Origin of the sequence: Dietzia aerolata (genome assembly GCF_014144865.1) — a bacterium.
GTDB lineage: Bacteria > Actinomycetota > Actinomycetes > Mycobacteriales > Mycobacteriaceae > Dietzia > Dietzia aerolata.
Genome location: NZ_JAALDM010000165.1, coordinates 1 through 11,797, shown reverse-complemented (window position 1 = coordinate 11,797; position 11,797 = coordinate 1). Strand labels below are relative to the sequence as shown.

Below are 11,797 nucleotides of genomic sequence, written 5' to 3'. Positions count from 1 at the left end.
GGCGCCCTTCGACTGCAGCCAGGTCACGGCGTCGGCGAGCGCGACGTACGCGCCGGTGATCGCGGCCGTGCGGGTGCCGCCGTCCGCCTGGAGCACGTCGCAGTCCAGCGCGATGGTGTTCTCCCCCAACGCCGACAGGTCGATCGCCGCGCGCAGCGAACGGCCCACCAGTCGACTGATCTCCTGGGTGCGGCCGCCGACCTTGCCGCGGACCGACTCACGGCCCGAGCGCTCGTGCGTGGCGGCGGGCAGCATCGCGTACTCCGCGGTGAGCCAGCCGAGGCCGGAGCCCTTGCGCCAGCGCGGCACGCCCTCGGTGACGCTGGCGGTGCACATCACCCGGGTCTGCCCGAAGGTGACGAGAACCGAGCCCGCCGGATGCGAGGTGAATCCCCGCGTGATGGTCACGTCGCGCAGATCGCCGTCCGCGCGTCCGTCTGCTCTGCTGATAGTCGAAGAGGTCACGTGCGCCGATCCTAGTCGCCGGCGCCGGGGCTCGCGCGGAGTGCGGCGCAGGGCGGAGTTCGGCGCACGATGGAGGGCGACGATGTGCAGTGTGCGGTGACGGGCGGGGTCAGATGTCGAGGCGCAGGTCCGGCTCGGCCAGCAGGATTTCGCCGTCGAACTCGGAGGCGGCCTCGGCGCGTACGGCCTCACGGTCCGTCCACGGCGGGATATGCGTGAGCACTAGACGCCCCACCCCGGCCCGGCGAGCGACCCGGCCCGCCTCCAGGCCCGACATGTGGATCCCCGGCGGGTGCTCACCCTCGTGCGTCCACGACGCCTCACACAACAGGACGTCGGCGCCGTCCGCGAGCTCGACGAGCTCCTCGCAATACGCGGTATCACCGCTGTACACGAGTACCCGGCCGTCCGTTGAGGTGAGGCGCAGTCCGTACGACTCCGGCGGATGATTCACCCGACCGGCCCGCACGTGGAGGACGACCTCGTCGTCGTCGTCCCTCAGGTCCAACTCGGGGGCCACATCCCACGTCGACACCTCGAACGTGTCCGACAGATCGTCCACCGCGCCCGGCACCTCCGCCGACGCCACCCCGATCCGGTAGGCGGTCCCGGACGGACCCACCAGCGGCGCCTTCGCGAGGCCCGTGGAGCGGGGGCCGAACCGGCGCAGCACCAACAGGCTCGGCACGTCCAGGCAGTGGTCTGCGTGCAGATGCGACAGGAGGATCGTGGCGTGCTCGGGCACGGCGTGGCGCTGGAGCGCCCCCAACACCCCCGGGCCCATGTCGATCACCACGGGGGCCATGCCCTCGACCTCCACGAGGTACCCGGACGCCGGCGAGGTGGGCCCGCCGATACTCCCCGAGCACCCCAGGACAGTCAGAAACATGGGCACCATCGTGCCACGTCGGGCCGCGCGTCGTCGCGTCGATGCCCATGCCCACGGCGAGTGCCCCGCAGAACCTAGGCCCCGGACGTCCGACCGACCGCCACCAACCCCGGGCCGATGAAGCGCGACGCGACCCTGCGGAAGGCATCCGGATCGCCGGTGACGAGGAACTCGCGCGTCGCCGGACTCGCCTCATCGTGGGGCCGCAACAGGTCCCCCGCGGTGAGCACCCGCAGCACGTCCTTGGCCGTCTCCTCCGCACTCGAGACCAACGTGACCTGGTCCCCCACCGCCAACTGCACGACCCCCGACAGCAGCGGGTAATGGGTGCAGCCCAGGATGAGCGTGTCCACGCCCGAATCACGGATCGGTGCCAGGTACGCCTCGGCCAGCCCGAGCACCTGGCGACCGCTGGTGATGCCGCGCTCGACAAACTCCACGAACTTGGGGCACGCCACCGACGTGAGCTCGACGCCCGCGGCCGCCGCCACCGCGTCGTCATAGGCCCGGGAGGCGACCGTCGCGCGCGTGGCGATGACACCGATCTGCCCCGACCGCGTGGTGGCCACCGCACGACGCGCGGCCGGCTGGATCACCTCCACCACCGGCACCGGATACCGCTCACGGGCATCGCGCAGCATCGCCGCCGACGCCGTGTTGCAGGCGATCACCAACGCCTTGACGCCGCGCTCGACGAGCAGGTCCGCGATCGCCAGCGCGTGCGCGCGGACCTCCGCGATCGGCAGCGGACCGTACGGACCGTGGGCGGTGTCGCCGACGTAGACCACCGACTCGTCCGGCAGCTGGTCCATGATCGCGCGCGCCACCGTCAGGCCGCCCGCCCCCGAATCGAAAACGCCGATCGGGGCGTCCCGGCCCGTCACACCCGCTGCCCGGCGGAGACCTGCTTGGACTGCTTCGGCTTCCGGTTCCGCTTGGTCCCGGCCGCCGCGACCACGCCGCCGATCGCGCCGCCGAGATGGCCCTGCCAGGAAATCCCGGACTGCATCGGCGACAACCCGTACAGCGCTTCGATCCCGTAATAGATGCCGATGAGCAGTCCGACCACCAGGTGCAGAATCTTGCGGGTGAAGAATCCGCGGACGATCACATAGAAGATGTAGCCGAACACGATGCCCGACGCGCCGATGTGGACCGTGCCCGAGCCACCCAACAGCCACGACACCACGCCCGATGTGATCCACGAGATCACCGTGACGCTGATCAGTGGCTTGACGCCCGACAGCGCGATGATCGAACCGAGGATCAGCAGAGCGATCGAGTTGCCGATCAGGTGGGCCCAGTCGCCGTGGAGCAGCGGCTGGAAGACGATCCCCAGGAGTCCATCGGTCGACAGCGGCTCCACGCCGTGCGCATCCAGGGTGTTCGAGTCCGATGTGGCCCACACGATGACCTGATCGGCCGCCTCGATCACCCACATCAGGCCGACGAAGCAGAACAGCAGGATGAACGCCGGTCCGCGGCGGGGCCCCTGCTTGACGGGAGCCTGGGCTCCGGCGCCGAAACCGGGGCCTTGCGCGGCACCGCCGCCGGGGGTCATCGGGAGACGAGGGTCTTGGTACATGGCCTTTTTCCTCACTCGCCGGTCAGGGCGGTGCACAGTGAATCCTGCATGAACGTAAGCCAGTGATAGACATCCAACTGCGCCGACCGGGGGTCGTCCTCCGGCACGAACTCGGGGATGTCGGTGGCCGGCTCGCCGTCCACCTCTCCGGCGTCGAGCAGCACCGCACCCAGTCCCAACCGGACATCATTGAGGCAGCCCATCCAGGCCTGCGCCTGGTCCAGGGTCAGCGAGACGTTCCCGCCGCGCGACGGCAGCGAACGCAGCAGAACGGCGGCCGTGGCGAGCTTGGCGTCGATGATCTCCGGCTCGTGGATCATCCGCATGCCCGAGTTGTGGGCGCGGGCGACGGCCTCCGCGTCCGAACTCTTATGGCCCGACCACTCGTCCGCCCCCGCGGCACCGTCCGCCTTCTCGGGGCGGTGGAAGTCCGGCAGCAATCTCGCCAGCGGCGCCTGATCGGGCAACGACGAGTGACCGCTACGCATTCCCGTCAGTTCCGCCAGCTCGTCCCTCGGCGCGGAATCACGGCGCTGCTCGAGCATGTCCACGACGTTGGAGACCAGCGCGTGCAAGATCTGGACCTCGTGACTTTCCATCACCGACTTGATCCGGGGTCCGCCCAGTGAGGATTTTCGTTGCCAGGCCTTCACTCGCGTCACGCCTCCCGCTGCATGGTGGCCCACAATCCGGCCTCCTGCAGTTTCCGTACGTCGTTCTCCACCTTGTCCCGGCTGCCCGAGGACACGACGGCCCGGCCGTCATTGTGGACTTTGAGCATCAGATCGTGAGCATGTTCGCGCGTGTAGCCGAACACCCGCTGGAACACGAAGGTCACGTAACTCATGAGATTGACCGGGTCGTCCCAGACCACGGTGAGCCACGGGTTGTCGATCCCGCCGTCGAGCTCTGTGTCCGTGGACTCCACGGGCACCGCCGAAGGCATCGCCATTGACGGCGACGTGCTCCGGACGTCCGCGAGCGGTGTCGTCACTGGGTGCATACGCCCCAGGATACGGATTCCCGGCCCCCCGGCCACGACGTAGAGTCAGGCGCGTGACCCCGATGACCCCACACGCCTCCGGGCCCCTGGCGGGGCAGCCCTCCACCGCGCTGCTCACGGACAAGTACGAACTCACCATGATCCGGGCAGCACTGGCCGACGGCACCGCCGACCGGCCCTGCGTCTTCGAGGTCTTCGCCCGCCGCCTGCCCCCGGGCCGTCGGTATGGGGTGGTCGGCGGCACCGGACGGCTCCTCGAGCGGCTGGCGGAATTCCGATTCTCCGACGCGGAGATCGACGTGGTGGCCGACTCCCTCGATGACCGCACCATCGACTGGCTCCGGAACTACCGCTTCACCGGGGATATCGACGGCTACACCGAGGGCGAGTTGTTCTTCCCCGGCTCCCCCGTTCTGAGCATCCGGGGCGGGTTCGCCGAATGTGTGGTCCTGGAGACCCTCGTACTGTCGGTGCTCAATCACGACAGCGCGATCGCTTCCGCGGCCGCCCGGATGACCTCCGCCTCCGCGGGGCGCCCCATCATCGAGATGGGCTCCAGGCGCACCCATGAGGAAGCCGCGGTGGCTGCCGCCCGGGTCTCGTATCTCACCGGCTTTCAGTCGACCTCCAACATGGAGGCCACCCGTCGCCACGGCGTGCCCTCGGCCGGCACGTCAGCTCACTCGTTCACCCTCCTGCACACCGGGCCCGATGGCCCCGACGAAGCCGCGGCAATCCGTTCGCAGGTGGCGACCCTCGGGGTCGACACCACCCTGCTCGTCGACACCTACGACATCACCGCGGGTGTCGCTACCGCCATCGAGGTGGCCGGCACCGAACTCGGGGGTGTCCGGATCGACTCCGGCGATCTCGGAGTCATGGCGCGCCAGGTACGCGCCCAACTCGACGGGCTGGGCGCCCACAACACGAGGATCGTCGTTTCCGGTGACCTCGACGAGTACGCGATAGCCGCGTTGAGGGCCGAGCCAGTCGATGTCTACGGCGTTGGCACCCGCCTGGTGACCGGTTCCGGAGCCCCGACCGCCGGAATGGTCTACAAACTCGTGGAGGTCGACGGCATCCCGGTGGCCAAGCGGTCCGCACACAAGGAGTCACTGCCCGGGGCCAAGCGAGCCATCCGTCTGCACCGCCGGTCAGGAACCGCCGTCGAGGAGGTCCTCCTCCCCCTGTCCGCCACCTCTCCCGAAACCCCCGGGCTTGAGCAGCGCGACCTCGCGGTGCCACTGGTCCGTTCCGGGGACACGGTCTCCGGCCTTCCGACGCTGGAACAGTCTCGTTCCTTCCACTCCGAGGTGATGGTCACGTTGCCGTGGGAGGGACTGGCGCTGAGTCAAGGCGACCCCGCAGTCAACATACGTGTGGTGCCTCCGGCCGGAAACTAACCATATTTCTGCCAAATCACGAAGAGGTCGGCCCACCGCTGGAAGACTTAACCTGCTATAACTCACCATTCTGAGAACAAGTACTTTTCCGACCCCACGACAGGAGCATCATGAGCTACCCCAACTCCGGCGACAACCCCTACGGTGACCAGGGCGGCTTCGGCGCTCAGGGTGGCGGTTACGGTGCGCAAGGCGGCGGTTTCGGCGCTCAGGGCGGCGGTTTCGGCGCCCCCGGCCCGGCACCGGACAACAACATGGTCTGGGCCATCCTCTCGACCGTGCTGTGCTGTCTACCCCTCGGCATCGTGGCCATCGTCAAGGCTGCGAACGTCAACTCTCTGTGGGCGCAGGGTCAGTACGCCGCCGCCCAGCAGGCTTCGGACGACGCCAAGAAGTTCGCGATGTGGGGCGCCATCGCCGGCATCGTGGTCGTGGTTCTCTACGTCATTTTCATCTTCGTCATCGGTGGCGCCGCCTCGATGTCGGGTTACTGACCGGCGCATAGTGCGGGCACGCGCTTCCGCTCCGGCTCCAGCCCACCCCCATTCCTTCCGAACTCCGGAGGGTCGGGGGTGGGCTGGTGCCGTTGCACCCGCATTGACCTTTGGAGCCGCGGTCTGCACCTGCATCTTCGTGGCCGCCGCAGACCCCACGACCCCGGGCGGGATGAGCCCACCGTGTCCGACCAAGGCGTTGTTCGGGATCGTCTGTCCCGGCTGTGGGTCGGCGCGGATGGTCTATTCGCTCCTTCACGCAGACCTGGCAAAGGCACTCGCCTATAACGCCGTCGGCGTCGTCGTCGTCGCACTTCTCATATGGTCGTTCCTCGCCTGGACGCTGCGCCGGACCTCCGGCAGGCACCTCCCCCGCTGGGAACACTGGCGGTGGGCTCCGGTCACGGTCGGGGTCGTGATCGCCATCTGGTTCATCATCCGCAACCTTCCCTTCGCCCCCTTCACCGCACTGGCGGTCTAGACGTCCGGCGCACAGGTTTTCCCACGTTAACGACTCGGGTGAGTTACAACAGGAGCAGACATTGAGTTACCCCTACCCGGGCGGCAATCCCAACGGCGAGAACCACATGGGCCAGTTCGGTAGTCCGTATCCCGGGCAGTACCCCGGCAATCCCGGCGCCGCCCCCAGCAACTATCTGGTGTGGTCCATCCTCATCACGGTGGGTTCCTTGTTCTTCGGCTGTTCGTCATGGATTTCTATCCCGTTCGGGATCGTCTCGATCGTCAAGGGCTCCAACGTCAGCAGCCTGTGGGCCCAGGGGCACTACCAGGCCGCCCATCAAGCGTCACAGGATGCCCGGAAGTGGGCATGGTGGGCGACGATCGTCCTCATCGTCGGGGTCGTGATCAGCATCGTCCTGGTAGTGGGCTATTTCGTGTTCCTCACCGCCATCACGGCCTCGTACTGATCTGCCGACTGAGAGGGCGCAGCTCGCCCGGTGCACCTCGCGGCGTTCACCGTGCCCACCGCGGCGTTGGTCGACCGATGGCCTTCAGGCTGGTGTCCGAGCTGACCGATAGGGTTAGCGCGTGACCGACTCGCTTCCTCCCGTTTCCGAACTCCTCGACACCGCAGTCGAGAGCTTGGGCGGTAGCCGACGCGACGGCCAGATGATGATGGCCGAGGCCGTGGGAAACGCCCTCACCACCGGGGAGCACCTCGCTGTTCAGGCCGGCACCGGCACCGGCAAATCCCTCGCCTACCTCGTCCCCTCGCTCCGCCACGCCGTCGACACCGGCCGCACGGTCGTCGTGTCGACGGCGACGATCGCCCTGCAGAACCAACTGGTCGACCGAGACCTACCCAGACTCTCCGCGGCGCTTGAACCGTCCCTCGGCGTGAGTCCGTCGCACGCGATCCTCAAGGGCCGCGGTAACTACCTGTGCCTGCACAGAGTCGGCAGCGGGCCCGTCGACGAGGCCGATCCGGAAGAGATCGAGACCGAGGAACTGTTCGACCTGCCCCTCGGCGGTGAGTCCACGGCTGCGCGCACGCCAACACAGGCGTCGCCCCGCGACACCGGACCGACATCGCGGCTCGGACGGGAGATCGCGCGACTCCACGACTGGGCCCAGGACACCGAGACCGGCGACCGGGACGACCTCCCCCGCGGTGTGTCGGATGCCGCGTGGCGTCAGGTGTCGGTGACGAGTCGGGAGTGCCTCGGACAGTTGTGCCCGGAGTTCAGCGAGTGCTTCGCCGAACTCGCCAAGCAGGAGGCGGGGCGTGCGGACATTGTCGTGACCAATCACGCGTTGCTCGCGATCGACGCCATGACCGACGTGTCGGTACTGCCGGAGCACGACGCGGTGGTGATCGACGAGGCCCACGAACTGTCTGACCGGGTGACCGGGGTGTCCACGGCAGAGCTCACCGGTGCCGCGGTGATCCAGGCTGCGCGCCGTGCCGCCAAGTTGGTTGATCAGCAGACCGCCGACCGGATGGTCGCCGCGGGCGAGGGGCTCGCGGCGTTGCTGGAGATCTGCCCCGACGGCCGGTGGGACATCCTTCCCGAGGGAGCCGATCTCGCACTCGCGGCCGTCCGGCACACCGCGGAGAACTGTCGCAGCGCCGTGCCCGGCCCCAAGCCCGGCGAGGTCGCAAACGATCCCCAGGGGGCCTCGGACCGCCAGAAGACCCTCGCCGCCCTGGATGAGATCGCCGATGCAGCAGACCGCATGCTCACCTCCTACGACAAGCCCGTGGCGGAACGGATGGAGATCGTCTGGATGAGCACCGAGGAACGGCGCGGCCGGATCCTCAGGGTCGCGCCGCTGACCGTCGCCGGTCTTCTGCGCACGCGGCTCTTCGCCGAGTCCACGGTCATCCTCACCTCGGCCACACTCACGACGGGCGGCAAGTTCGACGGCCTCGCCGCCAGCTGGGGTCTGCCTCCGTCCTCGTCCACCCGCATCGACACCTCGACGGCCGTGTCACTGGAACCCCCGTCCGATGACGACGCGGCGGCACTGCGTTGGACAGGTCTCGACGCGGGATCTCCGTTCGACTATCCGCGCAATGGAATCCTCTACGTGGCCGAGCATCTGCCCGCTCCCGGCAGGGACGGAACCTCACCTGCAGCGGAAGACGAGCTCGTCGATCTCATCACCGCCGCCGGTGGACGTACGCTCGGCTTGTTCTCTTCCATGCGAGCGGCGAAAGCGGCCGCCGAGACGCTGCGGGAACGGCTCGACACCCCGGTGCTGTGTCAGGGCGAGGACTCGACGGCCAATCTCGTCGCCCGGTTCGCCGAGGATGAGGAAACCACCCTGGTGGGCACACTCTCGCTCTGGCAGGGCGTCGACGTTCCCGGGAAGTCACTGTCACTCGTGGTGATCGACCGGATTCCATTCCCCCGTCCCGACGACCCACTGCTGTCTGCACGGCAGCGTTCGGTCGCGGCGCGTGGCGGGAACGGTTTCCTGGCTGTAGCCGGAAACCATGCCGCCCTACTGCTCGCGCAAGGTGTCGGACGGCTGCTGCGTCGCACCGAAGACCGGGGGGTTGTCGCGATCCTCGATTCCCGGCTCGTCACCGCCCGCTACGGCGGCTACCTGCGCGCCTCGCTGCCACCGTTCTGGCAGACCACCAATCGGGACGTGGTGCTCGGCGCTCTCGAGCGACTACGCCAGTCCTGACCCCACCGAGCAGCAAGTCTCATCGCCGCGGGTGGTTCAGCAATCGACGGAGATCACCGTGAGAGAGCCGGGTGCTACCTCCGTGAAACCGGCGTCGACCACCGCTGACGTTCCCGGCTCGGACCGGGCCACCGCCGCCGACAGGTCCTTCCACCGGTCGGGGCCAGCTTCACGGACCGCCACCGGGCAGCCATCACCAATCCACGAGTCAAGCCGCGTCCGGGACATCCCGGCCATCATGAGCATGACCCCATGTCCGACCTGGGCCGCTGCCTTCCCGACCGACATCTCCAGACCCGCATCAAACCAGATCACCGGGACCCCCTCTGCCGGTTCTCCGGGAACGTCGCGTTCCAGATCGGTTCCCCCGATCTGTAGACGACCCAACCTGGGGTCGATCTCATCGACGGGGCCCGGGACGAACGCCCGGGCCTGACAACCGTCGACCTCGACCGTCACCCCCGGCACGTCGTGCGCCGCAAGCCAATGGGCGCCTCGGGCTCGTCGAGCGATCTTGCGCATCCGCGCATCGAGCCATGCGGCATACGGTTCATGCCATGGCCCGCCAGGAGAAACCCTGTCGTCGATGCAAACCAGTGCCACCGCCTGCGCCACCGCCTCGAGCAACGGGGTACGCCGAGGAAGGTCGCCCTTGGGCAGATGAAGCACGATTGGCATCGACCGCACGGTGCTGCGGTCTTCCGGGTTCTCCGCGCCCGCGGACCCGGCGGCGAGCCGGCGGTGGCACCAGTCGAGATCCTCGCCCGATGCGGGACGCCTGGACTCTCCCACCGCGGACTCGTCGGGCGTGGCCCGGGAATGTCCGGGCCCTGCCGCCGGTCCGTCGGTCACGCCAGCGGGACCCTGCGATAGGTGCCCGCGGCCGAGTCCGCCGCCTCGATCTCGTCCCGGGTGATCCCCAGGATGAACAGCACGGTGTCGAGAAAAGGTTTGGACAGAGACGCGTCCGCCACCTCACGCAGTGCTGGCTTGGCGCAGAAGGCGATACCCAATCCGGCGGTCGTGAGCATGTCGATGTCATTGGCACCGTCACCGACGGCCACGGTCTGGCTCAGAGAAATTCCGAGTTCGTCGGCGAACTCACGAAGGTAGGCAGCCTTTGCTTCACGGTCGACCACGTCGCCGATGACGCGGCCGGTGAGTTTTCCGTCCACGATCTCGAGCGTGTTCGCGCGGGCGAAGTCCAAACCGAGTTCGTCCGCCAGCCCGGAGATCACCTGGATGAACCCGCCCGAGACCACACCGCACCGGATGCCGAGCCGCTTGAGTGTGCGGATGGTCGTGCGCGCCCCCGGGGTAAGGACGATGTTGGAGGCGACCTCGTCGAGCACCGACTCAGGCAGTCCGGCCAGCGTCGCCACACGCTCGTGCAGCGATTGGGCGAAGTCGAGTTCGCCACGCATCGCACGCTCCGTGACAGCCCTGACTTCTTCCTCCTTGCCGGCGTGTGCCGCGAGCATCTCGATGACCTCTCCCTGGACGAGCGTGGAGTCGACGTCAAAGACCACCAAACGCTTGGAGCGGCGCGCGATGCCGGCCTTGTCCACCGAGATGTCCACCCCGTGGGACTCCGACAGGGGGGCCAGGATCTCGCGAAGCCGCGAATCGTCTACTGCATCTCGTCCCGCGGTGGAGACCAGGAGCTCAAGACCTGTTACCGGGTAGTCGGCGATTCCACGGATGGAGTCGATATTCGCTCCGATTGTGGCAAGCGAGCCGGTGACCGCTGAGAACGCGGAAGCGGTGACCGGGCTTCCGAGGACCACCACGGCGTGTGTGGACGGCGGTGCCGGCGGGGCGATGTCGTCGAACTGGACATCGAGTTGCATGCCGAGGTCTGCCACCTGCTCGGTGAGCTCACGAACCACGGCGACTGCATCGGCGTTGTCGCCGACCTTCATCATGAGACCGAGTGAGAGGTGCCCGTTGACGACAACCTGTTCGACATCGACGATATCGGCGCCGTGGGAGGCCAGTACCGCTGACACCCGAGCGGTGACGCCGGGACGGTCGGGGCCGGTGACGGTGAGGAGTGCCGGCGTTCCGGTTGTGCTCACGAGTGCTCCTGACGGGAGATCGTGGGCGGCAGGTGGCCGCCCGGTGGGTGCCTGAAGTGGGTGCGACAGGCGGAATTACTGCTGACACGCGAGAACCCCGCCGGTGGACAAGCCTACCGACGGGGTTCTCGATGACCGGTCCCGTGGGTGAGTACGGGTGAGGTGGTCAGCTCTTCTGCGGTGAGGGACCGCGATCGGCGACATCCTTGGCCGACTTCGGGTCACGGGACTTGGTGCGTCCCCCGACGTGGGCCTCAGCGCGCATGCGCTCGCTCATGTGCGGGTAGTGCAGCTCGAACGCGGGACGCTCGGAGCGGATCCGGGGCAGCGTCACGAAGTTGTGGCGCGGCGGCGGGCAGGACGTGGCCCATTCGAGCGAGTTACCGGCACCCCACGGGTCGTCGACGGTGACGATCTCGCCGTAGCGCCAGCTCTTGATGACGTTCCAGATGAACGGCAGCATCGCGATGCCCAGGATGAACGAACCGACGGTCGAGATCTGGTTGAGGACGGTGAAGTTGTCCGTGGCCAGGTAGTCGGCGTAGCGGCGGGCCATGCCCTGGTTGCCCAGCCAGTGCTGGACGAGGAAGGTGGTGTGGAAGCCGATGAACATCAGCCAGAAGTGCCACTTGCCGAGACGCTCGTCGAGCATCCGGCCCGTCATCTTGGGGAACCAGAAGTACACGCCGGCGAAGGTGGCGAACACGATCGTGCCGAACAG

At 67.8% G+C, this 11,797-nt stretch carries 14 protein-coding genes; 5 read left to right on the top strand and 9 right to left on the bottom strand.

Annotation, left to right across the window (positions count from 1 at the left end; genetic code table 11):
- From rph to clpS, 6 genes are all read right to left on the bottom strand, one after another.
- The coding region (rph, locus tag G6016_RS10560) for a ribonuclease PH (protein ID WP_182632614.1) at positions 1-465 on the bottom strand (465 nt) is incomplete at its 3' end.
- A 109-nt stretch (positions 466-574) separates the two neighbouring features.
- Positions 575-1,354, bottom strand: coding sequence for an MBL fold metallo-hydrolase (locus tag G6016_RS10555; protein ID WP_182632613.1), 780 nt, complete (start codon positions 1,352-1,354; stop codon positions 575-577).
- A 74-nt stretch (positions 1,355-1,428) separates the two neighbouring features.
- Positions 1,429-2,238, bottom strand: a complete 810-nt coding sequence (murI, locus tag G6016_RS10550) for a glutamate racemase (RefSeq protein ID WP_182632612.1) — start codon at positions 2,236-2,238, stop codon at positions 1,429-1,431.
- The gene (locus tag G6016_RS10545; protein WP_182632611.1) at positions 2,235-2,939 is read right to left on the bottom strand and encodes a rhomboid family intramembrane serine protease; all 705 of its coding nucleotides are present in this window, start codon (positions 2,937-2,939) and stop codon (positions 2,235-2,237) included. The genes murI and G6016_RS10545 overlap by 4 nt, the downstream gene beginning before the upstream one ends.
- A gap of 11 nt (positions 2,940-2,950) precedes the next feature.
- Positions 2,951-3,592 carry a DUF2017 family protein gene (locus tag G6016_RS10540; protein ID WP_182632619.1) on the bottom strand — a complete coding sequence of 214 codons (642 nt, stop codon included), beginning with the start codon at positions 3,590-3,592 and terminating at the stop codon, positions 2,951-2,953.
- 5 nt (positions 3,593-3,597) lie between these two features.
- On the bottom strand, positions 3,598-3,942 hold the full coding sequence (clpS, locus tag G6016_RS10535) for an ATP-dependent Clp protease adapter ClpS (RefSeq protein ID WP_380022853.1): 345 nt from the start codon (positions 3,940-3,942) through the stop codon (positions 3,598-3,600).
- Between the two features lie 62 nt (positions 3,943-4,004).
- On the opposite strand from clpS, the gene G6016_RS10530 reads away from it, so the two are divergent.
- The 5 genes from G6016_RS10530 to G6016_RS10510 all read left to right on the top strand — a co-directional run bounded on the left by G6016_RS10530 (position 4,005) and on the right by G6016_RS10510 (position 8,998).
- A complete protein-coding gene (locus tag G6016_RS10530) occupies positions 4,005-5,345 on the top strand; it encodes a nicotinate phosphoribosyltransferase (RefSeq protein ID WP_182632617.1) in 1,341 nt (446 codons plus the stop codon).
- A 110-nt stretch (positions 5,346-5,455) separates the two neighbouring features.
- Positions 5,456-5,839 (top strand): CD225/dispanin family protein, encoded by a 384-nt coding sequence (locus G6016_RS10525; RefSeq protein WP_182632610.1) that lies wholly within the window; start codon positions 5,456-5,458, stop codon positions 5,837-5,839.
- A 103-nt stretch (positions 5,840-5,942) separates the two neighbouring features.
- Positions 5,943-6,320 carry a DUF2752 domain-containing protein gene (locus G6016_RS10520; protein ID WP_241730158.1) on the top strand — a complete coding sequence of 126 codons (378 nt, stop codon included), beginning with the start codon at positions 5,943-5,945 and terminating at the stop codon, positions 6,318-6,320.
- Positions 6,321-6,381: 61 nt separating this feature from the next.
- Positions 6,382-6,768, top strand: a complete 387-nt coding sequence (locus G6016_RS10515) for a CD225/dispanin family protein (RefSeq protein ID WP_206682303.1) — start codon at positions 6,382-6,384, stop codon at positions 6,766-6,768.
- Between the two features lie 121 nt (positions 6,769-6,889).
- Complete coding sequence (locus tag G6016_RS10510; protein ID WP_182632609.1) at positions 6,890-8,998, top strand: helicase C-terminal domain-containing protein; 2,109 nt, start codon at positions 6,890-6,892, stop codon at positions 8,996-8,998.
- A 36-nt stretch (positions 8,999-9,034) separates the two neighbouring features.
- Here G6016_RS10510 and G6016_RS10505 read toward each other — a convergent pair whose 3' ends face one another.
- The 3 genes from G6016_RS10505 to G6016_RS10495 form a co-directional block, all read right to left on the bottom strand.
- Positions 9,035-9,850 carry a peptidyl-tRNA hydrolase gene (locus tag G6016_RS10505; protein ID WP_182632608.1) on the bottom strand — a complete coding sequence of 272 codons (816 nt, stop codon included), beginning with the start codon at positions 9,848-9,850 and terminating at the stop codon, positions 9,035-9,037.
- Positions 9,847-11,076, bottom strand: coding sequence for a phosphoserine phosphatase SerB (serB, locus tag G6016_RS10500; protein ID WP_182632607.1), 1,230 nt, complete (start codon positions 11,074-11,076; stop codon positions 9,847-9,849). The genes G6016_RS10505 and serB overlap by 4 nt, the downstream gene beginning before the upstream one ends.
- A gap of 166 nt (positions 11,077-11,242) precedes the next feature.
- Positions 11,243-11,797 (bottom strand): cbb3-type cytochrome c oxidase subunit I (locus tag G6016_RS10495; protein ID WP_182632606.1); only part of this gene is annotated, 555 nt, incomplete at its 5' end.

Excerpts from the sequence above, each read along its gene's own strand:
- G6016_RS10555 (WP_182632613.1), bottom strand. The coding sequence starts at position 1,354 with ATGTTTCTGACTGTCCTGGGGTGCTCGGGGAGTATCGGCGGGCCCACC.
- G6016_RS10545 (WP_182632611.1), bottom strand. The coding sequence starts at position 2,939 with ATGTACCAAGACCCTCGTCTCCCGATGACCCCCGGCGGCGGTGCCGCG.
- clpS (WP_380022853.1), bottom strand. The coding sequence starts at position 3,942 with ATGCACCCAGTGACGACACCGCTCGCGGACGTCCGGAGCACGTCGCCG.
- G6016_RS10530 (WP_182632617.1), top strand. The coding sequence starts at position 4,005 with ATGACCCCACACGCCTCCGGGCCCCTGGCGGGGCAGCCCTCCACCGCG.
- G6016_RS10525 (WP_182632610.1), top strand. The coding sequence starts at position 5,456 with ATGAGCTACCCCAACTCCGGCGACAACCCCTACGGTGACCAGGGCGGC.